Raw genomic sequence first — 26,395 nt, forward strand, 5'->3', positions numbered from 1 at the left:
CCGGGGCTGGCCGGGGCTGGCCGGGGCGGGGCTGGGCGACGGGCGACGGGTCGCCACAGGGCAACTACGGCCACAGGCGGACGGACTCGCGCGCCGGTGGTAGCGGAGAGTTAGAGGGTTCAGGGCGTTGACTTTGGCTTCGGGTGATGGGGTTGAGATGAGCGAGTGGAAGCCGGTGGTGTATCGAGGGGACGGGGCGTGGATTGGGATCATGCCTGACGGCCGTCTCGGCGTTGGTGTGGAGTCGGAGGGCCGCGCCACTCTCACAGGCTCGGGGTTTGTTCCCATGTGGCCGTACCTGGAACGCGATCTTCCTGCGGTCTTGGCTGAACTCTCCCGAGCGTGGGCGGATCTCGGGCAGGGAGGAGTGTCCTCTCCGGAGGAGCTTTTTGAGTTGACGGTCGAGTCGGCATGGAAGTCCGGTCGTTCGTACTGGATGCAGCTGGCCGCTCCATGGGCTATTGAAATGTCTCGCCGAGACGGCTTCGATCAGGATGTCGTTCTGAGACTCCTTGCCGAGATGGCGGCCTCTGATGTGTTGTCGTCCGGAGTGCGGAAGCAAGCGCAGCGTGCTTGCGAATAGACGCGCAGGGCCGACCGTTCTTCGGGCGTGGCGAGTTGTCTTGCTCTTCTAGCGCAGGTCGACGTTGACCTGGTGCTCCGCGAGCATGTCTAGTAGGTAGTCCATGGTGGTCGATGCGCTCAGCAGGTGCCGGTCGTAGCCGGTGACGAGGTGGGCGCGCGCGGTGGCCGAGTCGTGCCACACCAGCCGGAATGGTGTCCGTGCGCCGAACCCTCCAGTGAGGCAGTCGTGGAGAGCATTGAGGTTCCAGCCGAAGTATCCGCCCGGCCCGTTGATCGCCTCGCCGATGGCGCAGTAGAACCCTTCGATGTCAGTGACGAATCGGCCGTCGAGGTTGTACGTGGTGCCCGCGGGCCGGTCCGGCGTACTGGCTCGGTGGGCGAGCGCTGCTCCGGCCCAGTGGTGGCGCAGGTCGCGGTCGTAGCCGGCCCAGACGTTCTTCTCCGTGGGCGGACCGGCGTACCAGTGCTCAAGAACGCGGAGCGCCCCTGCTGGTAGTGGCTCCTGCGGGTCGCTGTCGATGGTCATGTCGAGGAGCCCGGCACCGAACCGCGATGGTTCGCTGGCCTGGATCGTTCCGGACACCCCGGCGCCGATCACCTGGCTGGTCGAACCGTCGGCGGTGACCATGCGAACGTCGGCACGGATCCGGCGTCGGCGGAGGCTCGCCTTGGTCGACTGCCCGACCGTCTCCAGCGCGGCGAGTAGCAGTGGTTCCGGTTGGCAGCCGAGCAGCCGGACCTGCGGCACCGGCGGTGCGGCTTGCTCGCGGAACACGCCTGTGACGTCTCGGCAGGTCCCGTACGACCGCTCGTCCGAGCCAAGGAGGACGAATTCGGTGACGTCGCCGGGACGTGTCACCGCCTCTGTGCGGTCGTAGACGTAGACGAACCCGTCGAGGTCGATATCCACGGTCTCCGGCACCGTCATGTTCGGTCGTTGGGCGGTGACGACGACGTCGGAGAGGTACTCACCCCACCACGGTGGTGGGATGCCTGGCGATGGGGGAGGTGCCGTTATCGCGACATCGCCGAGCCAGGATCGTTCGGTGCTGAGCGCCTCAGCGGGCAGCCGGTCGAGCAGCTCGGCGAGCGTGCCAGCCGCGGTGCAGCCGACGAGCGTGAACCGTTCCCGCGGCCGGGGCGGCAAGTCGACGAAGAGCCCTTCGACCTCCCGGCACAGCGCCAGCGGGGTGTCGAACTCGTAGGACCAGTCGGAGCCGACCTCGCCGAGGAGCAGCCAGCGCGGACCGACGGGATGCTTCCACTCCCTCCGCCGCTGCTCCGGCGGAAGGTCGGGACCGGGACCAGCACTCGTCGACACGTCGCGACCCTACAAGCCGGATGCGTCCTGGCCGACAGGCCTTTCGTCGTAAGGCGAAGCATGCATCCGTACCGCGTCCGGCTGCTACTACCGGTCGCCGGCAACGGTCGGCGATGGTCCGGACCGGATGGGTACTGCTAACGCCAGGCCGGTCGTGCCGAGCGGATGTTGGCTAGGTGTGCTCCCCGTCGAACGGTTCGTCGCTCCACCGCCACCACGCCTCGTTGCCGTCGATGTGAAGCAGGAATTCAGGAACCTCGTGCCCCTCCGGAGACCGAAGCGTCACGGCGCTCCGGATTTCCTCGTACGCGCGCTCCCAGGACTCGACGTCCACATCACCAGCATCAAGCAGGCGCAGCTCCTCGGCGAAGAGCGGCCGCACCTCCGCGAGCCCTTCCCTCTGGTCGACCCGAGCGTTCAACCACGGAAAGTCGCCGCCGGTCACGACGAGATCGGCAAGTACCCGGCCGTCGTCGCGCCGGTGCAAGATCCAAGCGCTACCGTGATGATCGCTCACGATGACGACGTTAGTCAGAGCCACCACTTCTCGTGTGTACGCCCGGGCGGCTTCAGTCCGGACCTTCGGATCGGACGCCGGCGCTGACTATCTCCCCGCTGCGAACGAGTTCTCGGATAGCTGTAGTCATGGCCGGCACGCCCGGTCCCGGCACGATCAGCTGGTCAGCGGCCCAGAAGTAACTGCCGTCCGCGACTTCGCCGGTCTCCTTCCATCTCGCGAGCAGGCGGCGGACCTCGTCGAGGGTGAGGATCGTCAGCGCCCAACTGGAGCCATCAGGAAGGTCTACGAAGGCATCTACGTTGGCTGCGGACTCCTCGGTCGTGTCGGGACCGAGAAGGAACCGGGCCACGAATGTCGGCTCCGTGATGGTCACGTACGTATCGGCTGCGCCCATGAGCGCTGATCATGCCGGCCACGGATCGGTGCGCCAACCAGAACTTTGCCCCGTGGGTTGTGGCACGGGTGGACGTCGAGCGGTACGTGCTCAACAGCCACTCTCACGCGTTCAAACGGCAGGTGGGCGCGGATCGCTAATCCAGCGGACGGCCTTCCAGAGCCGCGCTCATTCGTTGCTTCACGTCCTGATCCGGCTCGGCGCTGATCGCCTGCCGCAACCGGGACTCCGCGTCGCTGGGCCAGGCGCTTCGGGGCCAGGCAGCCAACGTCCGCACGGACATGTTCCGGTTGCGAATGACCGGGCTGGCTATTGACGCGGCGATCAGTGGCCAGCCGACACCGGGCCACTTGTCGAGATCTTGAACGAGGAAATCGAGACATTGGTGGGCAGCCCACTGCCGCCCAAGCCCGAGCTCCCTGCCAGGACCCGAGGCGACTTCATCCAACGGGAGGACTTCGACCGCGAGATCGATCACCTCGCCGATGCTGTCTCGGTCCACCTGCCGGACGGCGCTGAACCACTTGCCCGACTCCAGGGGCTCTACCCGCAATTGCTGCAGCAACGTGTGCAACGTCGAGATCCCCAGGATGTTACAGGCTCGTTCGGCCCGCCAGAACATCACCGGATCGGCCGACTCCAGGGCCTCAAGGGCCATCGGCGGCCACCCGGCGCGGCCGATGAGTTGCTGGCACTCGGCAGCGAACTGCAGGCGGGCTGCTTCGTCCCAGCCGCCGTCGGGCCACCCCTGGCTCGGCGCGGAGTCGGAGACGAAGTCTCGGATCGCGCCGACTGCCAGCAGATGCTGCAGATCCGAAGCGCGGTCCCGCATCAGCGTCAGGTAGATGCGGGTGACCGCGGCACCGTCGGTGTAGTCGTGGATGTCCTGTGCCGGCCCGCCAGCGAACAGAGCCATCAGGAGATCACCTGTGGCACGCAGCAGTTGGTCGTCCACCTCGTCGGCACTCAACGCAGCCAGCAGATCGCCCCGGGACGCGGCCAGGTACGCCAGGTACTCGTCCATGACCGTATTGCGGAACCCCTCGCGCAGAACCCAGTCGAGAATCTCGCGCCGTTCGGTGCCGGCGAGACGTTCGACCAAGTGAATTCGCCCCCAGCCACGCACTTGCTTGGCGAGGTGCCAGAGATCGTCGTCGGCGTGGTCCTGCCCGTTGTCGAGCGCGACTGCGGCGTAGAGGGTGAACTCCTCGTGACGACCCAGCGTCAGCAGCACCTCGCGGTGCAGGTCGGCCGGAAACAACCCGAGCAGAGCGATCCCCAGCTTCACCGGTCCTCGATGTGCGGAATCCGTGGCGAGGTGCATGGCCACCTTGTGGAGACGGCCTCCGTCGATGCTGCTTTCGCGGATGCGGCCGATCAGCGAGTCGATTGCGCTCAACAGGTCATCGGTGCTCTTCGCGCGTTCGTAGAGACGGGCAAACTGACGGCGCGCGAGCCATCCGCCCGCAGCCACAGCCTTGACCGCGGCGAACAAGCTTCCGGCGACGTCAGTCTCGCGGATGGCGACGTGGTGGCTGACCACGCCGTCCCAGGCGCCGGAGGCGAACTTCAGCTGGCCCGCGACGTGCTCCTCGTCCGGGAGCACCACGTCGTCGAGTTCGCTGCCCTCCGCCAGCTGCACCTGCAGAAATCCGTAGATAGAACGCGGATCGGGATCGTGACTCACGGCCGCGCACGATACCGGCCTGATCATGCAGCGGCCGACTCATTTCCGCCCCTGTGAGCCCGAGCGTGCCTCTTCAAGCGCCTGAACTACGCCCTGCACCCCTGCCCGATGAGATACCGGGTGTTCGCCGCGCGCGGCGCGCGCCAGATCGCACCTTGTCGTGGGCGCGGGCCAGGTCGGCGACGGCCATCGTCGAGACCTGTGCCAGGACCCGTATCCCGTGCGCCGTGCGGAGGTGTGGAATCTGTACGTTGTCGACATCGACCTCGACGTCAGCGACCGGGGACCGTTGGAGAGCCTTCCTGCCATGCGTCAACGCGTGACCAGCCGCATGCTCAGACGGTGCGGAGTGTCCGGTGATTGGCCCAATATGGTGGATGGGTCGCTCAACGCACTCCAGAATGATCGCGTGACAGCAGGGGATGTGTGTGCGGAGGACTCGAGGCTGGGAAATCATGTCCACGTATCGCCGCAGTTCGCGACACGGGTAGTCCGCCTGAGTTCCATCGAGCCACGTGCGAACGACATCAAGTTAATCGGCAGTGATGACGACGGTGTGGGGTACAGCCTCGGGTTCCGTCCAAGGGCGATGGCCCTGCGGGTTCAGTCCGCCTCCCTGCCGGACGAGGCTGCGTGAGCCGGCTCATCGCTCACGAGCTGATGACGCTCGGTACCACAAGCCCCCGGCTCGGGATCGACGGGTCCACAATGCCGAACCGCTACCTGACCGTCGACGGTGTTCCTGCCTACCAGATCGGCTATTCGTGTGGCACCTGCGGGCTGGTCCTGCGCCGCCAGTCCGGTGTTCCGAGGGGATCACTATCGGCGGCCGCCGTACGAGATCGTCTCAACGCCGGGCTGGACGGGCTCGACATGGAAGTCATCGACGCTTTCGCTGCCCGACTGCCGCGCGGTGACTACCAGGTGATGCTGGTGGACACACTGCCGACGCTCGTCGCGCCGGGCTCAACCGGTGACTACTTCGCGTTCGACGGGCCGGCCGGCTGGCGCAACGAAGAGTTCGAGGACTCCATCGACCCCGCCAACAGGAGCTACTACCGACTCGATCGTCAGGGTATCGGCGACCATGAGGAACTGTTCGAGTTCGCTGTCCCGATGGGCGACCCGGCCGCGCTGGACGCCGATGTCGTCGCACGGTACGTCCGCGCGCCCGGCCGACCGACTGCCGTCGCCTTCGGGCTGCTTGACATCGAGAGCCCCTGGTTCAGGCGGGAACGGCACTGGGGCCTGTTCCACTTCCTGCTCGACGGACATCACAAGACAGCAGCTGCAGCGTCCAGCAACGCGCCAATCAGGCTGCTCACCTTTGTCTCGGCCGGTGAGTCGCTGGCTTCCGGCGACGAACTGTTGAGTCTCCCGGAGATCATCCGCGTCGGCGGCCAGAGCAGGGCGGACCGATGACAGCCACGGACGTTTCGGATCGGGTCACTCAGTGCTGATTTCCCAGTACGCCTACTTCGCGCTGAAATCGGCAAGCGTGCCCGCATCGGAGATCGCCGCCCGCCTGGGCATCGAGTCGGACGGAGCCGTGATCCGAGGCAGCCGCCGCCCGGCTAATCCAGTGATCCCGGCCGCGCACTGCTGGCAGGTGGTCTGCCGAACGCCGGGCATGACCGTTGACGAGCAAATTTCACACATCGTTGATCGCTTGTTTGTGCACGCTCCGCAGATCGGCGTGCTCGCGGCCGAGCTCGACCGGACAGACGGTAGCGGGTCGGCCGTCCTGCAAGTCGTGCGGGTTTTCGAGCCTCCTGCGGGCGAGCCGGAAGACCTGTCTGGGCAGGTTGACGGCCTGGAGAAGCTGCCCGGACAGCATCAGCTGCTGGGCTGGCACGTTGACCGGCGGACGCTCGAGTTCCTCCGGCTCACGGGCGCCGAGCTAGACATCGACGAGTACGCCTACGGCTGACGGTGTCGAAGCACCCGGAGTTCGGAGTACAACGTTTTCCGGACATGCTTGCCGCGGCGGCCCTTGGCGGTGATGCGGAGCGACTGGTCGGCGCACCTGACCGGGCCTTGATCCAGCGGTTCCCTGTCTCGGCAACGCGGCTGTGCCTGACGGGCTATTGTGTCCGCCTGTTGAGTCCCAGAAGTTGAACAGCAGTTCGCCGACGTTAATCGGTTTCCAATAGGTGATGTGGTCCTGCTCGTGGGGGCCGAGGGCGCTCAGGTCGGCCTGTGACAGCGGGGCTCGTAACTGCATGACGTCGAGTACCTGGGCGTCTGTCAGGTTGGCGATGGCGGCAGCAAGGTCGGAGTAATCGACGAACGTGACGGTGATATCGCCGGTGCGAGCACCCTGTGTGGTGGACGGGCGACGGCGCTGACCGTGTCGGCCGGAGCCTGGGCGGCCGACGGCGGGGCGGGCGCGCTGATTACCAGGCGCAGGGCGCGTAGTCCTTCAGGAAGCAGCCGTACAGGTCTTCGCCCTGTTCGCCGCGGACGATCGGGTCGTAGACCCGGGCCGCGCCGTCGACCAGGTCCAGCGGGGCGTGGAAGCCTGCGTCCGCCAGCCGCATCTTCGTCGGGTGGGGCCGCTCGTCGGTGATCCAGCCGGTGTCGACGCTGGTCATCAGGATGCCGTCGGCCAGCATCTCCTGGGCGCTGGTGCGGGTCAGCATGTTCAGCGCGGCCTTGGCCATGTTGGTGTGCGGGTGCCCCGGTCCCTTGTAGCCGCGGGCGAACTGGCCCTCCATCGCCGATACGTTCACCACGTATTTGCGGCGGGCGGTCGCTGCGGCCATCGCTGGTCGCAGTCGGCTGACCAGCACGAACGGCGCGGTCACGTTGCACAGCTGCACTTCGAGCAGCTCGACCGGGTCCACCTCGTGCACCCGCTGCACCCAGCTGTTGACCGGGTCGAGGTCCGGGACCAGACCGCCGGCGTCGATGGCGGTGGCTGCCGCGATCCGTTCCGGCGAGGCGGAGCCGCTGGTCAGCGCCAGCGCGGTGAGCGCCTGCGGGGTGACCGGGGTCGACTGCGGCGGGGCGATCAGGCCCGCCGGGTCGCCCTGGCCGGCAGGTTTGGCGAACGTGATCAGCTCTGGCAGGGGGCCGTCCGGCAGGGCCGCGGCCTCTGCGGCGACGAGCTGCGCGTATGCCCCGGGCGTGCGGCGGACGGTCTGCGCCGCATTGTTGATTAGGATGTCGAGTGGTCCCTGGGCGCTGACCGAGTCAGCGAGGGCGATCACCTGGGCGGGGTCGCGCAGGTCGATCCCGACGATCCGCAGACGGTGCAGCCAGTCCCCGCTGTCCGGCATCGCGGCGAATCGGCGGACCGCGTCGTGCGGGAACCGCGTGGTTACCGTGGTGTGCGCGCCGTCGCGCAGCAGCCGCAGCGCGATGTACATGCCGATCTTGGCTCGGCCGCCGGTTAGCAGGGCGCGCCGGCCAGTCAGATCGGTGCGGGCGTTCCGGCGCTCCCGGTTGAGCGCGGCGCAGGGTGGGCAGAGCTGATGGTAGAAGGCGTCCACCTCGTGGTAGCGCTGCTTGCAGACGTAGCAGCCGCGCGGATTGTGCAGGAGGCCGGCCGTGGCACCTACGGTGGGCGAGGCGAGCGGGATGCCCTGGGTCTCGTCGTCGATCCGGCCCGGGGCGCCGGTGGCGGTGGCTGCCGTTACCGCGCGGTCGGCCGCCGCGATGGCATCTCGGCGTTCCTCGCGTCGCCGCTGCTTGATCATTTTGTAGAGCTTCGCGGTGGCCCGTTGCACCCGCACCACGTCGGGGTGATCGGGAGGCAGGTCCTCCAACGCCTCGAAGACGCTGAGACAGGTCTCCAGCCGTTGACGGTCGATGCCGTATTTGCCGGTTTCGGTGATGTTGTCCGCTGTCATGCCGTCGCTGTCTCGTCCCGTTCCCTGCGCCGGATCTACCCGGCCCACCCCAAGTTCGACCCGGAACTGTACGCACCGCACGGTCGCCGATGCATCCCGCATCTGTTCAACAGCCCACAGATCATGGATGCCAACCTCGCCGGTATGACGGCCACCACGGCCTGCTCCTGTGCCGGCTACTTGCCGACCAGCGCCGCCATTCCGGACCGGCTAGAGTTGTGCGAGCTTCAAGGTCATGCCGATCGTCATCGGCGGCGGGGTAATGGTTCGTGTCACCCCTTGGACACAATTTAGTACATGATCCACTTGGGGTTGCCTGAGCGGACACGATCCGGGCCGTTGGCCTATAGGTCAGCTTGAGTCCCAGCTCGCGGTAGATCAGTGTCTTGTCCGCGGGATCCGCGTCGCGGAGGACTGCGGCGATGTTTCCTAGGGCTTCGACGGCTCGGCGCCGACTTCGGAGTCATCGAGCCGCCGGAGCTTGTCGCTCACCTGAACATGCTCGCCAACCGGTGCCGACAAGCCGCTGGCGGCACATGATTCGATACCCCGTAGCCTCTCGGGGTTCACCGCCGTCCGGGTCGAGTCACGTCGTCGGCCTGCGGTGGTCGGCACCGCGATAAACGCCCTGCACCACCTACTGGCCGCGCCGACGTTGCGCGGCTGGACGCCTCTCCGCCCGTGGCGGTGGAGCGCACCGGGTCGCCGCACAGAGGCGCGCCCCGCAGGCCAGCGAACGCCTGCAGGGCGTGTATCTGCGCGGAACCGTCACTCACTGTTCGCGGCAGAACTCCTCAATGGGGTAGCCGACGTGCCGATCGGCGGTGGGAAGGTGGCCCAGGATCCGGTCCCCGGGCTGCAGTTCGGTCGAGTTGAGCACCACCGCGTCGGGCCCGAGCACCCGCACGTGCCAGTCGTCCTGAAGGATCAGGTTGACCGTCTGCCCATTCGGCGCGACCGCGTCGATGGAGATCAATGGCCGGGTCTCGATCTTGACTCGGCCGACCGTGACCAGCCGGGTCTGACCCTTGGTGGTCACCGCGAGCACTTTGCTGCCCGCCTCCAGCTCGCTCAGGTAGTGCGTCCGCCCGTCCGCCGCGACGGTGTACGAGTGGATGGCGCCAGCGTTCACCCGGAACGGCCGGGTCGGCATGTACGGCAGGGGATGCGTCTCGCTGACGCAGAGCACCATTCCCTTGGAGTGGGAACCCACCAGGATCCCCTCGTCCTGCCCGAAGTACGTGCACGTGTCCACGCAGGCGCGTTCGCCCATGCCCACGTGCCGCGTCCGGGTGACCTCCAGCTCCACCAGTGGGATCTCGCCGTGCTGGCCGGTCGCCGCGCGGCGCAGCGCGGTGGCGTCTCCCACCGACCGGGCGGCCATCAGCACCCCGTCGGAGCCGACCTCCAGCACCCCGAAGAGAATCTCGGCCTCGGGCACGTCGTGGGCCACCGTGACGATCGTTCCCTCGGACTCGGCCGCCGCGGCGAGCACGATCTCCAGCGGGATCTTGGTGGGGTCGCGGAAGTCCAGGACCGCGATCTCCTCTTCGCGGGCCGCCGTACATGCCTCGGCGAGAGTCGGCGCGTCGACGATCTCGACGTACCGACCGAAGCGCACGCCGGGGTGCGCCGCCTGTTGCGTGGCCCGCTCCGCGCTCGGGCCGGGCAGCACCACCGTGTCGGCCTCCCCGAGGTGATCCGGCAACTCGCCGCCGCGCAGCAGCAGAACCTTGCCCAGTGTCGGTGGCAGGCCCGCGAAGGCCGCCGGGTCGGACGCCACCACGGCGTCCAGACCCTGGTGTACGGCCTCTTCGAGAATGGCTGCGGTCGCCTCGCGGGCTGCCCGGATGTCAAGCCAGCACAGTCTGTTGCCCGTCATGGTGTCCTCCCTCTAGGTCGTCGATCTGTTCCATCGGGTAGCGATGCACCAGCCGCGCCACCCTGCGCGCCAGCTGCTCCGGATCATGGGCCTGGAAGAGGTTGCGACCCATCGCCACTCCGGCGGCCCCGCCGGCCAGCGCGTCGGCGACGAAGCGGAGCAGCTCGGTCTCGCTGCCCCGTCGCGGCCCGCCGGCCACCAGGACCGGGATCGGGCAGATGCTGGTGAGGTCGAGCATCCCCGCCACCGAGCCGGGATAGACCGTCTTGACCAGGTCCGCGCCGAGGTCGGCGGCGATGGTGACCGCGTGTGCGAGCAGGGCTGGATCGCGGGGATCGTCGATCCGTGGCCCGCGCGGGTACATCATCGCCATCAGCGGCAGATTCCACCGATCGCACGAGTCGGCGATCCGGGCCAGGTCCTGAATCTGCTGGTGCTCCTGCTGCGAGCCGAGGTTGACGTGCACGCTGACCCCGTCGGCACCGAGGCGGATCGCCTCCTCCACCGCCGTGACGACGTACTTGGCGTCGGGGTCGGGAGCCTGGCTGGTGCTCGCGTTGAGGTGCACGATGAGCGACATGTCGGCGAACCTGTCCGGGCCGATGTGTCGCATGCTGCCCTTGTGCACCACGACCGCGTCGACTCCGCCGCCGGCGAGCTGGCCGACGAGCCGGTCGATGGGCTGGCTTGGCGTCACCACCGGGCCGTCGGCGATGCTGTGGTCGACCGGCGCGACGACCAGACCGGCGGTGCTGTGATGGTGCAGTCGGCGTAGTCGCAACGACCGTGCCGAATGGCTGTGTAGGGGCATTTTCATCCTTCCTGTCCCGAAGGTGTGCGGCCCGGTCCGGTGGGCCGGGGGTCTCTTTCGAGCAGGTCAGGATCAGACGACTCTGAATTGGGCCATCATGCCCATCCCGCTGTGGTCGACCATGTGGCAGTGATAGGGGTAGACACCGCGCCAGGTGTTGAAGGTCGCCTGTAGGCGCACCGACTGGCCGGGAAAGATGGTCACGGTGTCCTTCAAGCCGGACTCGGTGGGGTCGGCCGGGTTGGGCCCGCGATCGAGCACCCGGAACTGCACCAGGTGCATGTGGAAGTTGTGGGGAATGGTGGTGTTCGCGTTCGTAACCGTCCATTCCTCGGTGGTGCCCCACGCGATGGTGGTGTCGATCCGAGCCGGATCGAAGACCTTTCCGTCGATGTACGCCCGGTGGCCCGTCCCCGGTTCGTCCATTCGCAACTCCACCTGCCGCCGCACCGTCGGGGTGGGCAGCGTCGGCAGCGTGCGCAGCCGGGCCGGCACCGCGCTGCGATCCCGCGCCGCTGCCGGTACGACGTCGAAGCGCATAACCTGGCCGACCTGGTCCGTCGGGCCTGGGCCCATGAGGTTCTCCAGCACCACGGAGCTGCCCGGTGCGTAGCGGGCGAAGTCGACCACCACCTCCAGCCGCTCCCCGGGGGACAGCAGCAGGTACGACGTGTCGACCGGCGCCTCCAGCAGCCCGCCGTCCGAGCCGATCACGTTGAAGATCCCGCTGTCGGCGAGCCGCAGCAGGAAGATGCGCATGTTGCTGGAGTTCACCAGGCGCAGCCGGTACCGCCGCGCCTGCACCTGGAAGCGGGGCGTCGGCCGGCCGTTGACCAGGATGGTGTTCCGGTTCTCGACGTCGTCCATGGTCCAGACCAGTTGCGCGTCGGCGTCGAAATGGGCGTCGCGCAGCACCAGCGGGACGTCGAAGGAGCCGCGCGGCAGCGGCAGGGCCTCCTCGGTGGCGTCGGTGAGCAGGTAAAGGCTGCTCAGCCCGCGATAGAGGTGCTCGGCCTCCATGTGGTGGGTGTGGTCGTGCATCCACAGCGTGGCGTGCGGCTGGTGGTTGGGGTAGGCGTAGACGCGCTCCTCGCCGGGGGCGATCGTCACACCGCCGGAACCGTCGTCGCCCGGCGTGGTCGCCCCGCCGTGCAGGTGCACCGCGGTCGGCATGTCGAGCCGGTTGCGCTGCTGGACCACCACGCGGCGACCGGAGCGGGCCCGGATGGTGGGGCCGGGCAGGTCACCGTTGTAGGTGTAGACCTCGGTGCGGGTGCCGGGCAGGATCTCCAGCCGGCGGCGGTGCATGGTGACCGAGTAGTAGTCGGTGGTGGCCGTCCGACGGACCGGCCGCAGTGTCTGAGGCACCGTGAGCGGAACGGTGAACGGCGCCGGGACGGCGGCCGGCGGCGCGACGGTGGCCGCCGCGGCGGGCGTGTCGGCCAGCCGGTCGGCGAGGCTGGCGAGGCCACCGGTCGCGCCGAGGATGCCCGACGCCGCACCGAGGCGCAGTAACTGACGACGAGTGGACACGGTGGTCCCTTCCAATAACGGGGTGGTGCGAATTCCGGTGCGTCCGGCGGCCCGGTCCGGGCCATTGCGCCACGCCTAGATGATGAGGCGCAAAACGCCTTCCGTAAGGTGTCGGCGGGTCGGTCGGGGACACTTGTCATCGTCCCGCTGACGTTCCGTCATGTGCGTTTTTCACGGCCGTGCACAAAGCGGGGTGACACTTGTCAGTGGATCGTTTCCAGCACTTTCCCGCAGTGCTCCGAGGCCCGGATGATCCGAGGCGGAACGGCCGCCGGTAGTCGGCGGAACCGCTCATCCGAACCGGCACCAGTGGACGGTTTCCGATGCCTATGGGAGGTCATGGAGATGCTGGCTGACGCCGTGCCACCGCACACCGTGGAACTGGACACGACCGGCGTGACCGGTCTGCGCCTGTACACGCGTGGGCCGGTGAGCCTGCCATGGCTCGCCGACCACGTCGTACCGGTCGCGCGGGCCCTTGCCGAGGGTAGTGGACGCATCGTCTATCTCAGGCGGGGCTGGTTGCACGGCCCACACGTGGACATCATCGCCCGGCGCGCCTTCGGCCCGCCGCCGCCATGGCACTCCATCGCGGCTCAGCTCGACGCCGGGCCGCTGGACCCCGCCACCGCACTCACCGATGAGGTGTACCTGGCTCAGGCAGAGGAGTTCGGTCGGCTGGAGGGGTTGCCACAACCGTACGGCGCCTTGCGGACGCACGGCCTGGTGGAGTTCCTCTGGGCCGCCGGCATGGAGGAGTCAGCGCCGGCGTTCAATCAGCTCAAGGATGTGGTGCGCGGCATGCTCGGCCGGCCGCTGATGCGCCTGGTCGACGAGCTGTCCGCCCACCCGGAACGGGCGACCGTACGCCTCGCCGAGGCGTTCGTCGCGCTCGCCGACACGCACGCCCTCGGCACCGCGTACGGGGCCCTCTCGTTGCGCTGGCACGCGGAGGCCTTCCTGGCCTGGGCGAAGCCGGCCGGCAAGGTCCGGACCACCTTCGCCAACCGTCTCGTCAAGGAGGGCGACCAGATCCGACAGGTGGTCGCAGACCGGCTCGCCGACGCGGCGTCACCGGCCGCGTCGGGCTGGCGGGCCTCGCTCGGCTACTGCGCCGGCGCACTCGACAATGCGGCTGCGAACGGGGTGCTAACCCCGGACCTGGTCGACTCGGTGGGCCCGGACGGCGGGCCGCGGCGGCGCCTCGCCGGTGAACCGGACAGCGACTTCCACCGGGCGGTGGGGGAGTCGGGCGTGGCCGAGTCGCCGTCGCCGTTCTTCGCCTCGTACAGCTTGCTGACGAACCTGTTCTACCAGCAGCTGCCGCTGTTGACCGTGTCCCCGCTACAGCGCTACTACATGTGCCACGCGATCGCGGAGACCGTCGACGACGTGCTGGGAGAGCCCTGGCAGGAGCGACTGCGCAGCCAGCGCTGGAACCTCACCGCCTTCGCCCACTGACGCCCGGCGTCCGCAGCGTCCGATCCACTGCGCCCGATCCACGGCCTCGGCCGAGGATCGGGCGCCGTCGCCTGTGCCGGACGGTGCACCGCCGTGCCGGACGATGCACCGCCGTGCCGGACGATGTACCGCCATGCCGGTCTCACCGCCGTGCCGGCCCTGCCCGCCGCCTGGCCGTGCCGGCCCTGCCCGCCGCGCGGCCATGCCGGTCGGGCCGGTCCCGTCGCCCATCGGTTAGCGCGACCCGCACGCAGGCCCGGGAGGGCCCGACCCTGCCCCCGCATCCAGGAGCTCCGGATGCCAGGCGGCCGTACGGCCCCTCGGCAGACCCGGGAGGGTCACCGAGGGGCGCGTTCCACCGTGAGCGATCCAGCTGCGTGAGCACGTCCCTGCCCCGCTGACTGGGCGCCTGCGTCCACGCCGTGCCGCGCCCCTGCATCGGACAGGGTGCCGCAGCCGCAGCCGCAAACGAGCGCGGCGACGTCCGGGCGGCGAGCTCCGGAACCAGGGCCGGAACTCACCGTCCGGACGCCGCCGTGCTGGCGGGCCGGTACGGCCGCGGATCACTCCGGGCGCGGGTCCCAGCGGAATCGGCGGACAGCGATCAGGGTGCCCAGCACACCCCAGGCGAGCAGGATGCCGTGCTGCTTCCAGTGCAGGCCGTCGCCGGTGGTGAACGCCGACAACAGGGCGTCGTTGAACGGCTTCACGGGCAGCAACCCAGCCAGGGTGTTCAACGTGTCGGAGTGGATGGGGAAATAGCTTCCCGAGATGAAGACGAGCGGAAACTGCACGAACTGCACCACCGCGGGGGCCGCCTCGGAGTTGCTGACCAGAGAGGCGACCGCCGCACCCAGGGCGCAGTAGCAGACCGAACCCAGCAGCAGCGTGACACCGACCGAGGCCCAGTCGGCGGGCACCGGCGCGTCGTACAGCGCGCCCACACTCACTACCAGGACGACGTCGATGACGCTGACCATCAGGCAGTGTGCGAGGAGCCCGGCGAAGTAGATCCAGGCCGGCAGCGGGGTGGCGTGCAGTCGCTTGAGAACGCCGGTCTGCCGTCGGGCGGCGAGCGCGATGGCGAGCTGGCCGTAGCAGGCCCCGAGCACCGACACGGCGGCGATCGTCGCCGTGTAGTACTGCATGCCGGTACGGCCGTAGAAGAAGTCGCTGGCCTCCCCGCCACCGAAGACCGCACCGATGATGGCGATGAACGCGATCGGGAAGACGAACGTGAAGATCATGGCCTGTGGGTTGCGCCAGAACGACAGCTGCTCGTACCGAATCTGGTGGAGCAGCACGGCCAGGTCGCTGCGGCGGCGGGACGGGCGGTCGGTGGTCTCGTCGGTGGGGCCGACGGCGACGGGATTCAACGTGGTCATGCTGCCCTCCGGTTCCTGCGGCGCTGCCGACGTGACGTGGGCGCGGCTTCGGGCCGGCCGGCGGCGTCGCCGGTCAGGCTCAGGTAGACGTCCTCGAGGGTGGGCTGCTCCACCGCCAGTCGGTGCAGCGACGTCCCGCGTGCCAGCGCCCAGCCGGTCAGCCGGTGCAACGCCTCGGTGGCGTCGTCCACCTCGAGGGTCACGTTCGTCTCGTCGACCTCGGTGGGGACGACGGGCAGCTCCTCCGGTGCCACGCCGTCGGGCCGGGCGAAGCGGATCCGGGTACGGGCGGTGTCTCGGCCGCCGATCGTCTCCGGGGTGCCCTGTGCCACCACGCGGCCCGCGTTGAGCACCACGATCTGGTCGGCGAGCGCCTGCGCCTCGTCCATGTAGTGGGTGGTCAGCACGACGGTGGTGCCGAGATCGCGCAGGCTGCGGACGACCTCCCAGGCGCCGCGGCGGGCGGTCGGGTCGAAACCCGTGGTGGGCTCGTCGAGGAAGAGCAGCTTCGGGTCGCCGATCACGCCGAGGGCGAGGTCCAGCCGGCGCTTCTGCCCGCCGGAGAGGTCCTTCACCTTGGCGTCGCGCTTCTCGGCGAGTCCGACGAGCTCGACCACCTCGTCCACGTCACGCGGGGCCGGGTAGTAGCCGGCGCTGCGGGCGACCGTCTCCCGCACACGCAGGTGCGGTTCCACCGCGATGTCCTGGAGCACCAGGCCGACCCGCTCCCGCAGCCAGCGTTGCTCGGCCCGGTCGCCCGGGTCACGGCCCAGCACCTCCACGCGGCCGGCGTCGCGGCTGCGGAGGCCCTCCAGGATCTCCAGTGTGGTGGTCTTGCCCGCGCCGTTCGGGCCGAGGAGGGCGACGATCTCCCCCTGCTCGACGGTGAAGCCGATGCCGGCCACGGCCTCGTGGTCTCGGTACCGCTTGCGCAGTCCGTCCACGACCAGGGCGCTCATCGGGGGTGCTCCGGTGCTGTCACGGTCTTTCCCTTTCGATTGGTTTTCCCGGACGCTAGGGCGTCCGGCGGCCGGAGAGCGGCGTCGCTGACCGACATCACCGCAGGCCGGGACAGATGTCACCGGCGGTCAGAGCCAGCCCTGCTCGTAGGCGATGCGGGCGGCGTCGAAACGGTTGCGCCCTTTGAGCTTGCGCATCGCCGAGGAGGAGAGGTTGCGGACCGTCCCGGCGGAGAGGAAGAGCTCCTTCGCGATCTCCTTCACCGAGGCGCCGCCGACGGTGAGGCTGAGGATCTCCCTCTCGCGGTGGGACAGGGCCTGCGCCCGCGCCCCGGGTGGCCCGATCAGGGCCGGGTCGATGGTGAGACAGCCGGCAGCCACCCCGCGGACCGCGCCGACCAGGTGGGACAGGCGCGCGTGTTTCGGGATCACGCTGAGAACGCCCGCCTCCACCGCGCGATCCACCAGGGCTCGCGTGGGCGAGGCGGCGATCAGCGCGACGCCGCAGGAGGGGAGTGCTTCGCGTACCTGACGGGCGAGTTGAAGGCAGTCCGTGCCGGCCATCCCCATGCTCAGGATCACGATGGAGGGACGCAGCTGCCGGACCGTGGCGACCACGTGCTGGCCACCGTTGACGAGACCGACGATCTCGAAGCCCGAAACCGTCCGCAGAGTCTCCGCGAACGCGTCCAGGACCAGAGCGTGGTCGTCGCAGACGACAATTCGAATGCTCATTGGGCCACCCCGCTGGTGAGAGGATTCGCCGGTGGCCGGCGTTGCGGAGGCCAATCCGACGTTGCCCAAAAGCATGGCGACGCGGCCGTGATCGGAACAGTGCACCGATCCCGAGGCAAACATGAAATTGCACAGCCGGCGAACCTGAAATTTTCATGCCGCGCCGACGTGTGTTTTTCACATCGGGTCGGTGACGTCGGCACTGGTGGGGTCGCCCCCGGCGACGACACCATTTTCCCAACACAGGGCGAACATGATCCCTGCCCCACCTGAAACGAGGATCACCATGACGCACTCATCCGCACCCAACCGCGACTCCCGTGTGGCGGGCACCGCCAACGCCTTCGGCCCCGCCGCTGCGAACTCCGGCCTGCGGATCAGCCAGCACGACGCGTGGACGACGTCCGACACCCCGGCCACCACCTTCACCTGGATCTGCCTGGCGGACGCCGCCCACGACGAGCGGGCCGCCTGAGATGACCGGGGTCGCGGAGCCGTCGCTGGTGGGCTTCCGGCGGCACCTGCGCCCGGAGGTTATCGCCGGCGAGGCGACGTACCTCTTCTCGGAGCACGGTGTGACGGCCGTCCAGGCGGCCCGGATGGAACACCTCACCCCGCTGCTCGACGGCACCCGCGACGTGGCGACCGTGCTGCGGGAGGCCCCGGAGGAATGCGCGGGCCTGGTCCGTGACCTGGCCGACGCCGGGCTGCTCGTCGCCCGTACGCCCAGTGTCGGACAGCACGACCCGCGGGCCGTGGCGTACTGGGAGTCGGCCGGGCTGGACAGCGGTGCAGCGACCTCCGCCCTGACCGGTGCCGCCGTCCGGGTCCAGGCCGTGGGCGGGGTCGACGACACGGCGGTACGCGAGGCCTGCGCCACCGCCGGCCTCGCCCTGATGACCGGCGAGGGTACCGCCGACCTCGACGTGGTGCTCTGCGCCGACTACCTCGACGCCGAGCTGGCCGCGGTGAACCGGCGGCAGCGCGAGACCGCCCGGCCCTGGCTGCTGGCTCGCCCGGTCGGCACCCAGCTCTGGATCGGCCCGGTGCTGCGACCGGGTCAGGCCTGCTGGCACTGCCTGGCGCACCGGCTCTGGTTGCACCGGCGGGCCGAGGCGTACGTGCAGCGCGTCCTCGGACGGAACGGACCGGTGCCCCGTCCCGTCGCCGCCGTGCCGCCGTCGGCCGCCGTCGCCGCCCAACTCGTCGCCCTCGAAGCGACGAAGTGGCTGGCCGGCCACCGCTACGCCGGTCAGCAGGCGGTGTGGACGGTGGACACCCTCACCCTGCAAGGGCGGCATCATGAGCTGCGGGCCCGCCCACAGTGCCCCTCCTGCGGCGACCCGCAGCTGGTCCGTGAGCGCACCCGCCGGCCGGTCACTCCGGTCAGCCGGCCCAAGGCGTCGACCGACGGCGGTGGCCACCGGGCGCTCTCACCGGAGCAGGTGTGGCAGCGGTACGAGCACCTCGTCAGCCCGGTCACCGGGCTGGTCCGGGAGATCCGCCGGGACACGCGCGGGCCGGAGTTCCTGCACTCCTACCGTGCGGGCGCCAACCTGGCCCTGGACGTGCGCGGCCTGGACGACCTGCGCCGCGGTCTCCGCAGCGAGCACGGCGGCAAGGGCGCCACCGCCGAGCAGGCTCGGGTGAGCGCGCTCTGTGAGGCGCTGGAGCGCCAGTCGGGCACCTTCCACGGCGACGAGTTGTGCATCCGGGCCCGCTTCTCCGAGCTGGGCGACGAGGCCGTCCACCCCAACTCGGTGCAGTTGTTCGACGATCGCCAGTACGCCGACCGTGCCGCCTGGAACGCCCGGCACTCGGCGTTCCAATACATCGGCCCGCGCTTCGACGAGCAGGCCGAGCTGGACTGGACGCCGGTGTGGTCGCTGACCGCCGGGCGGCAACGCCTGCTCCCCACCGCCCTGCTCTACTACGGCACCCCGGCGGAGGCCAGCCAGCGCTGCCTGCGGGCCGACTCGAACGGCAACGCCGCCGGAGCCAGCCTGGAGGACGCGATCTGCCAGGGCTTCTTCGAGCTGGTGGAGCGGGACGCGGTGGCGCTGTGGTGGTACAACCGCACCCGGCAGCCGGGGGTGGACCTCGACGCCTTCGCCGACGGGTGGATGGTCGAGCTGCGGCAGGTACACCGCCGGCTGCACCGGGAGGTATGGGCCCTGGACCTGACCGCCGACCTGGGCGTGCCGACGTTCGTGGCGCTGTCCCGGCGGACGGACAAGCCGGCGGAGGACATCGTCTTCGGCTTCGGTGCGCATCTCGACCCGGCGGTGGCGCTGCGCCGGGCACTGACGGAGGTCAACCAGCTGCTGCCCGCCGTGGTGGAGGTGGACGCAAAGGGGCGTGGGTACGCCTGCGACGACCCGGAGGCCCGCCGCTGGTGGGCCAGCGCGACCGTGGCCAACCAACCCTGGCTGAGGCCGAACGCCGAGGTGTCGGCCCGCACGCCCGCCGACTACGGCTACGTCCCGGGCACCGACCTGCGCGACGACATCCATACAGTGCAGAGAGCGGTGACGGCGCGCGGCCTGGAGCTGCTGGTGCTCGACCAGACGCGGCCGGACATCGGCCTGCCGGTGGTGAAGGTGCTCGTACCGGGACTGCGGCACTTCTGGGCCAGGTTCGCGCCGGGGCGCCTCTACGACCTGCCGGTCCAACTCGGGCGGATCATGCGTGCCACCCGGTACGAGGACCTGAACCCGATCCCGATCTTTGTCTGATCCATCAGCGCGTCGCCGGAGTGAGGAGGGCCCACGTGAGCAGCCACATGTCGTGGCGGCAGCCCGGCCGGCAGGTCAGGACGGTCGCTCTCTGGTCGTTCCCGGAGGACGTGCTCGTGGAGACCGGCGCCCCGGACGGCAGCGTGCTGCTGCTGACCCGGTGGGGTGAGATCCGGGTGACCGATCCGGATCCGACGACGGTGGAGTCGCTGCGCCGGATGAGCTTCGGCCCGGTGTCCCTGGAGAACGTTCTCCGGGGTGTCGCGGACGACAGCGTCGAGGACCGGCGTCGCCGGCTCTCCGCGCTGCTGGACCGCCTTCAGCACGTGGTGGTCCGGTCGGTGGGCCTGGCCGACGGCCTCGGTCCGTGGCTCTCGGCTCTGCCGCTGACCCCGAGGGCGGTGTTCCGCTTGGCGCCGCCGCCCGCGGACGGCCTGGTGTGGCTCTCCCCGGCGGTCCAGACGCGCCGCGAGTCGGGTGGCCTGGTGCTGGAGGTGCCCGGCGGCGCATACCGGGTGGTCCTGCACCGCCCGGACGGCGGCCGGCTGGTCGACGCGTTGGCCGCGCCGAGCACCGTGGCGGCGCTGGCGGTGGCCGTCGGACTGCCGGCGGCGCTGGTCGGCGAGGCGGTGGCGCATCTGCTCGCGACGGGCGTGGCGGTCACTGGCACGCATGCCGAGCGCGCTGCGGCGACCAGTGTGGACACGCAGTCCGCGAGGCGGGCGCACGAGTGACGCCGCCCCCCCGCTCGGGTGACGCAGACCTTAACATCGAAGTCCGCCGTCATCGCGGATCCGCCGCGAGGGCCTGAACGCGTAGGCTCGCGCGGGAGGATCGGCGCTCGGGGGGCGTGCACATGGACCAGACACCGTCAGACGATTCAAACCGGATCAACGACGACGTGCGCACCGGTCCCACGGCGTCGCGACTTGCCCGGGTCGTGGTCGCCACCGTCGTCACCGGGCTCAGCCTGGTCGCGCTGCTCAACATCATCGAGACGGCGCAGGGGCCCCGCGCGGTCGTGCTCGCCCTGGTGGCGATGAGCGGCCTCCTGTCACTGCAGCTGTTCTTCCTGACCGATCGGGCCCGTCGGCTCCCCGGGTCGGCCCGTCTGGGGCTGCTCGTCGCCCAGTCGCTACTCGGTTTCCTACCGTTCCTCGTCTTCGGCCAGTCCTGGGTCGGGATGCCGGGCTTCGTCGCGGGCAGCTTCCTGCTGATGCTGGCACCTCCCCGCTCCGTCGTGGCCTTCGCGGCGACGGTGTTCGGCACCCTTGTGATTCAGTCGGCGATGACCACAGAGGTCCTGCTCGTCGCGTACACGACGGTGTCCACGGTGCTGACCGGTCTTATCGTCTACGGGTTGTCCCAGATGTCCATCCTGGTCCGTGAGCTGCACGCGACCCGCACCGAACTGGCCCGGTTGGCGGTGATCCGGGAACGGCTCCGTTTCTCCCGTGACCTGCACGACCTGCTCGGCTACAGCCTCTCCGCGGTCACCCTCAAGAGCGAGTTGACCCGGCGCCTGATGGTCCGCAACCCGACCCGAGCGCTCGCCGAATTGGACGACATCCTGGGCATCTCACGACAGGCGCTGGCTGACGTACGGCAGCTCGCCAGCGGCTACCGCGACATGTCGCTGGGCGACGAGGCCCGCTCGGCGCGGTCGGTGCTGGCCGCCGCCGACATCCAGGTACGGATGGAGATCGATCATCCCGCGCTGCCGCAGGCGGTCAGCACCGTGCTCGCCACCGTGCTCCGCGAGGGGATCACCAATCTGCTGCGGCACAGCAGGGCGCGCAACTGCGAGGTGCTGGTCACCGAGCAGGGCGGGCGCGTGCTGCTCACCATCGCCAACGACGGCGCCGACCAGGGGCCCGGCCTACCGTCCGAGCACGGGGGCAGCGGGCTGCGCAACCTCTCCGACCGGGCCGGGGCGCTCGGCGGCCGCCTGGTCACCTGCTGCTCCCCGGACGGCTGGTTCCGGCTCCGGGCGGAGCTGCCGGTCAGCCTGCCCGCCGCCCTGGAGGCGCCCGCCCAGCTCGCGTCCTGACCGGGCCGGGAGGCCGGGTCAGAGCCAGCCGGCGTCGCGGGCGATCCGGATCGCGTCGATCCGGTTTCGGGCGTTGAGCTTGGTCACCGCGGTGGTCAGGTAGTTGCGGACGGTGCCGGGGGACAGGAACAGCCGCGTGGCGATCTCGGTCGGCTCGGCGCCCTTCTCGGTGAGCCGGAGCACTTCGGCCTCGCGGGTGGTCAGCGGGCATTCGGCGCTGTCCCAGGCGGCGAGCGCCAGCTGCGGGTCGACCACCCGGCGGCCCGCCGCCACTCCCCGGATCGCGTCGGCCAGGATCTCCGGCGGGGCGTCCTTGAGGATGAAGCCGGCGACGTGCGCCGCCATCGCCCGGCGCAGGTTGCCTGGCCGGCCGAGGCTGGTCAGCATCAGGCAGCGGCAGCTCGGCAACTGCTCGCGCAGCAGACCTGCCGCGGTCAGCCCGTTGATTCCCGGCAGGTCGATGTCGAGCACCGCGACGTCCGGCCGTTGCGCCAGCGCCGCTGGCAGGATGTCGTCACCGGACGCCACCTCGGCGACGACGTTGATGTCGGGCTCCAGGGCGAGGAGTGCCAGGAGGGCGCCGCGGACCATGTTCATGTCCTCGGCGAGCAGAACCCTGATCGTCACCCGGCCAGCTTCGCATCAACGCGACGTCAGGGGACACTCGTCCTACCAGCACGACTCTCCGGCCGAACGTCGTCACGCGGCGACCCATCCGGATGTGCCATCCCGACTGAACGGAGGTTAATCGGCGGCGGCGCGGAGGGCGACGCGGTCGGGTTTGCCCGACACGGTCAGCGGCAGCGCGTCGAGGAACGAGAAGCCGGCCGGCACGTGCGCCGGGGAAAGACCGGCGGCGATGTGGTCGCGCAGCTGGGCAGCACCACACCGGACCCCTGGACGCAACTGCACCGCGGCGTGGGCGGTCTCGCCGTGGCGCGGGTCGCGTCGGTCGTACACGACGGCGTCGGCCACCGCCGGGTGGGCAAGGAGAACCCGCTCCACGGTGGACGGATGAATCTTCAAGCCGTTCGCCTTGATCACGCTGCCGATGCGTCCGACGAGGTGGAGGTAGCCGTAGCGGTCGAAGCGGGCCAGGTCGCCGGTGCGCATCCAACCGTCGTGCATCGTCTGCGCGGTCAAGGCCGGGTCGCCGAGGTAGCCGGCCAAGGTGGTCGCCGCGCGTACCCAGACCTCACCGGTGACTCCGCGAGGCGTTGCGGTCCGGCCGTCGGCCTCGCGGATCTCCAGATCGACCCACGAGAAGGGTCGGCCGACGCTGGCCAGGAGCTCCGGCTCGGTGTGATCGAGCGGGGTGAGGGTACACATGCCGCCGGCCTCGGTGCTGCCGTACAGCTGGGTCAGCCGTTCGCCGAAGAGCTTCACCGCCTGGGCGACCCGGGTCGGAGCGGCGTAGGTACCGCTATAGAGCACCTGGCGGAGCGAGGGCAGCGCTCGCCGGGCGGCCTCCGGCCGGTCTACCAGTTGGTAGAGGTGCGGCACCGCCAGGTAGACGTCCGTTACCCGGTGCCGGACGATGGTGTCGACCACTTCGTCCAGGTCGAAGCCGTCGCGGAGCACCACCGCGCCCCCGCCGATCAGGACCGCGTCGACCATGGTCGCCGTGGCGTGGCTGACCGGAGTCACTGACAGCATGGTCACCGGCCAGTCCGGCGAGCCGTCCCCGGCGGACACCCGGATCCGGTTGTCGCGGGCGCCGAACGTTTGCTGCACCAGCTTCGGGTCACCGGAGCTGCCGCTCGTCAGGTCGACCACCGCGATGTCGTTCGGGTGCCAGGCGGCGGTCGGAAGGAGATTCGACCGGTGCTGGCGCAGCTCGTCGGCGGCCAGCACCGTCAGCGAGGGCGCCGCGGCGGCCAACTCCCGACCCCGCCCGGCGTTCGCCGCGTCGACCACGAGGGTGCGGGCGCCGGTGGCGTTCAGCACCCGCCGGCGGGCGACTGTCGAAAGATGTTCACCGTCGGCGCGGGCGTTCATCGAGCGCACGTGCGTGACGGTGGCGCCGAGCAGGTGCGCGGCGTACCGGGTGACCAGCATGGCCGGCACGTTCGGCTCGGTCAGCACGGCCACCGTCTCCCCGCGGGCCACACCGGCGCGGGTCAGTCCGATGGCGGTCGCCAGGATCGCTGCGGCGAGCTCGCCGCCGGTCGTCGCGCCCTCCGGCCGGTACAGGACGGGCCGTCCGGGTCGCCGTTGCAGGGCGTCCAGCAGCCGCCGTACGTAGTGCGCCTCGCCGGTCTCCACCGTGACCTCCCCGTCCGCAGCCTCCGCCCGCCGCCGAGCAGGGCGGGGACCCGGCCAGCCTCTGCCCGGACCGTTCGCCGGGCCAGCGCCACCACGATGTCCGTCACGGATGCGGGTACGGGTGTCACGAACCCGGCATGACCGGTGTCACCGGAGTGAGGTGCGAGCGTCATCCGTCGATGACGGCGGCCGGGGTGGCCGGGGACAGTGGCGGCGGCGCCTCGTTGCGTCGTGTCCGGCGAGGTCCGGAATCCGTGGCGGCGAGACCCGAGGCCCAGTCCCGCGACGGAAACGGAGTGCACCATGCAGACGCCAACCCCCACCGACGGCACGGTCGTCAGGTTCCGCGACGACGCCCGGGCGGAGTTCCAAGCCGACCGGGTCGTCCTCACCAGCCCCGCCGGGGTGGTCGCGATGCGGCAGGTCGGCAGCGGGCTCGGCGCGGCGCTACGCCGGCTCGCCGACGGGCCGGTCGACCCCGCCGTCCTGCTCAGCGGGTTGACCGGGCGGGAGGCCGCCCAGCTGCGCGGGTTTCTCGACCGGGCGCCCCACCTGCTCGCCTGGGGCGTCGTCGCGGGTGGCCACGAAATGCTGCGGCTTGAGCGGACCTCGCCGGGAACGCAGTACGCGCCGGTCACCGTGGCGCCGGCCGTCCGGGTGCGGCTGTCCCGCTTCGCCTTCTGCCGCACTCGGGAAGGCGCGCTGGTGCTGGAGTCGCCGTTGGCCCGGCACCGGGTGCTCCTGGTGCACCCGGTGGCCCGACGCCTGGTGGCTGAGCTGGGCACCCCGCGTACCCCGACGGAGTTGGCCGGCGACGACCTCGACGTCGCGGCGGTCGGCACGCTCCTGGGTCATCTCGTCGGTGCGGGCCTGGTCGACGCGGCGGACAGCGCCGGCGGCTTCGAGTCCGAGGTGGATCTGACGCTGCGCCAGTGGTCCTTCCACGACCTGCTCTTCCACTCGCGCACCCGCCCCGGTCGCTACGACGACCCGATCGGCGGGATCTACCCGCACCGGGGGGAGATCCCGCCGCTGCCAGCCGTCAAGGAGCCGCCGGCGGGCCGCACCGTGGAGCTGTACCGGCCCGAGCTCGACGAGGTGCTGGCCCGGGACCCGGCGTTCACCGTGGCGTTGGAGGGCCGCCGGTCCATCCGCTCCTACGGCGAGGAGCCGCTCACCTTGCGCCAGCTCGGCGAGTTCCTCTACCGGGTGGGTCGGGTGCGGGTGCTGCGCGGTGCCGAGGGCGACCCGACCGGCAACGAGATCGTGGGGCGGCCTTATCCGACCGGCGGGTCGGCGTACGAGATCGAGCTGTACCTGACCGTGCGCCGCTGCGCGGGCCTGGACGCGGGGATCTGGTTCTACGACTCCGCGGCGCACCGGTTGGTGCTGGTCAACGACGAGCCGGCGGACCAGGCGGCGATGTTGGACATCGCCGCGGGAGCCACCGGCGGCGAGGCGGACGGTGACGTGCTGATCACCCTGACCTCCCGCTTCCAGCGGCTGTCCTGGAAGTACGCGGGCATCGCCTACGGGATGACGCTGCGGCACTGCGGGGTGGTCTACCAGACGATGTACCTGGTGGCGACGGCGATGGGGCTGGCGCCGTGCGGGCTGGGGATCGGCGACGCCGACCTGACCGCCCGGGTGCTGCGGCTTGACTGGCTGCGAGAGACGTCGGTGGGGGACTTCCTGCTCGGCAGCCGGCCGGCGGGTGAGCTGGGCACGTGGCGCACCGAGGACGGCTGGCAGCTGCTCAACGGTGCGGACTGGGCGCTGCGCGCCGGCGAGGAGCTGGGGCTGGGATGACCTGCCGAAGCTTCGTTCCACGGGCCGTCCGGGCCTGGTGTGCGCCTTCTCCGACAGGCACTCATCTCGACCCGGGCGGCCCTTTCGCGATTACGGCCGGCGCCGGTGTAATTGCCACCGTGATATGTGTCAGCAGGCGCTGACAAAGCATGGACACGGTCGTTGGGCGGGGCCAGAATTGATTTCACCGGAAGGGTTGAAGGAAAGCCCTTAAAACAGAAGGAGAAATGACATGAGCATCGACGAGACCACCGCGGCCCAGGACGACAAGACCTTCGACTCGTTCGAGATCGCCGACCTGGAGGTCCTCGAGGTCGCCCAGGGCGTGGCTCTGCCGGAGCTGGGCGCGTCGAGCGGCAGCATCGGCACCTCGTCCTCCTCCTCGACCTGCTCGTCCAGCACCTGCTGA

22 protein-coding genes are annotated in these 26,395 nt (G+C 69.9%); 9 read left to right on the plus strand and 13 right to left on the minus strand.

Annotation, left to right across the window (positions count from 1 at the left end; genetic code table 11):
- Window positions 1-631 precede the first annotated feature (631 nt).
- From D7147_RS05260 to D7147_RS05275, 4 genes are all read right to left on the minus strand, one after another.
- Window positions 632-1,906: a barstar family protein gene (locus D7147_RS05260; protein WP_233562947.1), complete on the minus strand. Its 1,275-nt coding sequence runs from the start codon at window positions 1,904-1,906 to the stop codon at window positions 632-634.
- Between the two features lie 172 nt (window positions 1,907-2,078).
- Window positions 2,079-2,423, minus strand: a complete 345-nt coding sequence (locus tag D7147_RS05265; protein ID WP_120675205.1) for a hypothetical protein — start codon at window positions 2,421-2,423, stop codon at window positions 2,079-2,081.
- 52 nt (window positions 2,424-2,475) lie between these two features.
- The gene (locus D7147_RS05270) at window positions 2,476-2,820 is read right to left on the minus strand and encodes a hypothetical protein (RefSeq protein WP_120674211.1); all 345 of its coding nucleotides are present in this window, start codon (window positions 2,818-2,820) and stop codon (window positions 2,476-2,478) included.
- 136 nt (window positions 2,821-2,956) lie between these two features.
- The gene (locus D7147_RS05275) at window positions 2,957-4,507 is read right to left on the minus strand and encodes a hypothetical protein (protein ID WP_147437347.1); all 1,551 of its coding nucleotides are present in this window, start codon (window positions 4,505-4,507) and stop codon (window positions 2,957-2,959) included.
- A gap of 633 nt (window positions 4,508-5,140) precedes the next feature.
- On the opposite strand from D7147_RS05275, the gene D7147_RS05285 reads away from it, so the two are divergent.
- Window positions 5,141-5,929: a hypothetical protein gene (locus D7147_RS05285; RefSeq protein WP_120674216.1), complete on the plus strand. Its 789-nt coding sequence runs from the start codon at window positions 5,141-5,143 to the stop codon at window positions 5,927-5,929.
- A gap of 31 nt (window positions 5,930-5,960) precedes the next feature.
- Complete coding sequence (locus D7147_RS05290; RefSeq protein ID WP_120674218.1) at window positions 5,961-6,437, plus strand: DUF4279 domain-containing protein; 477 nt, start codon at window positions 5,961-5,963, stop codon at window positions 6,435-6,437.
- A gap of 466 nt (window positions 6,438-6,903) precedes the next feature.
- Here the strand turns inward: D7147_RS05290 and D7147_RS05300 are convergent, their stop codons facing one another.
- From D7147_RS05300 to D7147_RS05315, 4 genes are all read right to left on the minus strand, one after another.
- Window positions 6,904-8,361, minus strand: coding sequence for an SDR family oxidoreductase (locus D7147_RS05300; RefSeq protein ID WP_120674220.1), 1,458 nt, complete (start codon window positions 8,359-8,361; stop codon window positions 6,904-6,906).
- Between the two features lie 772 nt (window positions 8,362-9,133).
- Window positions 9,134-10,243 (minus strand): 3-dehydroquinate synthase II, encoded by a 1,110-nt coding sequence (locus tag D7147_RS05305; RefSeq protein WP_120674222.1) that lies wholly within the window; start codon window positions 10,241-10,243, stop codon window positions 9,134-9,136.
- On the minus strand, window positions 10,215-11,054 hold the full coding sequence (locus D7147_RS05310) for a 2-amino-3,7-dideoxy-D-threo-hept-6-ulosonate synthase (protein ID WP_120674223.1): 840 nt from the start codon (window positions 11,052-11,054) through the stop codon (window positions 10,215-10,217). Before D7147_RS05310 ends, D7147_RS05305 begins: the two co-directional genes overlap by 29 nt.
- A gap of 72 nt (window positions 11,055-11,126) precedes the next feature.
- Complete coding sequence (locus D7147_RS05315) at window positions 11,127-12,587, minus strand: multicopper oxidase family protein (protein ID WP_120674225.1); 1,461 nt, start codon at window positions 12,585-12,587, stop codon at window positions 11,127-11,129.
- A 339-nt stretch (window positions 12,588-12,926) separates the two neighbouring features.
- Between D7147_RS05315 and D7147_RS05320 the strand changes: the two genes are divergently transcribed.
- On the plus strand, window positions 12,927-14,048 hold the full coding sequence (locus tag D7147_RS05320) for a hypothetical protein (RefSeq protein ID WP_199734081.1): 1,122 nt from the start codon (window positions 12,927-12,929) through the stop codon (window positions 14,046-14,048).
- Window positions 14,049-14,611: 563 nt separating this feature from the next.
- On the opposite strand, the gene D7147_RS05325 is transcribed toward D7147_RS05320, so the two are convergent.
- The 3 genes from D7147_RS05325 to D7147_RS05335 all read right to left on the minus strand — a co-directional run bounded on the left by D7147_RS05325 (window position 14,612) and on the right by D7147_RS05335 (window position 17,127).
- The gene (locus D7147_RS05325) at window positions 14,612-15,433 is read right to left on the minus strand and encodes an ABC transporter permease (RefSeq protein WP_120674227.1); all 822 of its coding nucleotides are present in this window, start codon (window positions 15,431-15,433) and stop codon (window positions 14,612-14,614) included.
- Window positions 15,430-16,392, minus strand: a complete 963-nt coding sequence (locus tag D7147_RS05330) for an ABC transporter ATP-binding protein (protein WP_120674229.1) — start codon at window positions 16,390-16,392, stop codon at window positions 15,430-15,432. Before D7147_RS05330 ends, D7147_RS05325 begins: the two co-directional genes overlap by 4 nt.
- Before the next feature lie 129 nt (window positions 16,393-16,521).
- Window positions 16,522-17,127, minus strand: coding sequence for a response regulator transcription factor (locus tag D7147_RS05335; RefSeq protein ID WP_120674231.1), 606 nt, complete (start codon window positions 17,125-17,127; stop codon window positions 16,522-16,524).
- 286 nt (window positions 17,128-17,413) lie between these two features.
- Between D7147_RS05335 and D7147_RS32110 the strand changes: the two genes are divergently transcribed.
- The 4 genes from D7147_RS32110 (at window position 17,414) to D7147_RS05350 (ending at window position 21,912) form a co-directional block, all read left to right on the plus strand.
- The gene (locus D7147_RS32110; RefSeq protein ID WP_147437348.1) at window positions 17,414-17,602 is read left to right on the plus strand and encodes a hypothetical protein; all 189 of its coding nucleotides are present in this window, start codon (window positions 17,414-17,416) and stop codon (window positions 17,600-17,602) included.
- 1 nt (window position 17,603) lies between these two features.
- Complete coding sequence (locus D7147_RS05340; protein WP_120674232.1) at window positions 17,604-19,862, plus strand: TOMM precursor leader peptide-binding protein; 2,259 nt, start codon at window positions 17,604-17,606, stop codon at window positions 19,860-19,862.
- 35 nt (window positions 19,863-19,897) lie between these two features.
- Complete coding sequence (locus tag D7147_RS05345) at window positions 19,898-20,596, plus strand: hypothetical protein (RefSeq protein ID WP_147434617.1); 699 nt, start codon at window positions 19,898-19,900, stop codon at window positions 20,594-20,596.
- A 167-nt stretch (window positions 20,597-20,763) separates the two neighbouring features.
- Window positions 20,764-21,912: a sensor histidine kinase gene (locus tag D7147_RS05350; RefSeq protein ID WP_158609287.1), complete on the plus strand. Its 1,149-nt coding sequence runs from the start codon at window positions 20,764-20,766 to the stop codon at window positions 21,910-21,912.
- An 18-nt stretch (window positions 21,913-21,930) separates the two neighbouring features.
- Here D7147_RS05350 and D7147_RS05355 read toward each other — a convergent pair whose 3' ends face one another.
- Both D7147_RS05355 and D7147_RS05360 read right to left on the minus strand, forming a co-directional pair.
- Window positions 21,931-22,539 (minus strand): response regulator transcription factor, encoded by a 609-nt coding sequence (locus tag D7147_RS05355; RefSeq protein WP_120674238.1) that lies wholly within the window; start codon window positions 22,537-22,539, stop codon window positions 21,931-21,933.
- 117 nt (window positions 22,540-22,656) lie between these two features.
- A complete protein-coding gene (locus tag D7147_RS05360; protein ID WP_120674240.1) occupies window positions 22,657-24,177 on the minus strand; it encodes a class I adenylate-forming enzyme family protein in 1,521 nt (506 codons plus the stop codon).
- Between the two features lie 303 nt (window positions 24,178-24,480).
- Here D7147_RS05360 and D7147_RS05365 point away from each other — a divergent pair, with 303 nt between their 5' ends.
- Complete coding sequence (locus D7147_RS05365; RefSeq protein ID WP_120674242.1) at window positions 24,481-25,986, plus strand: SagB family peptide dehydrogenase; 1,506 nt, start codon at window positions 24,481-24,483, stop codon at window positions 25,984-25,986.
- A 232-nt stretch (window positions 25,987-26,218) separates the two neighbouring features.
- Complete coding sequence (locus tag D7147_RS05370) at window positions 26,219-26,395, plus strand: thiazolylpeptide-type bacteriocin (protein WP_120674243.1); 177 nt, start codon at window positions 26,219-26,221, stop codon at window positions 26,393-26,395.

Source organism: Micromonospora musae, assembly GCF_003626545.1.
Taxonomy (GTDB): Bacteria; Actinomycetota; Actinomycetes; order Mycobacteriales; family Micromonosporaceae; genus Micromonospora; species Micromonospora musae.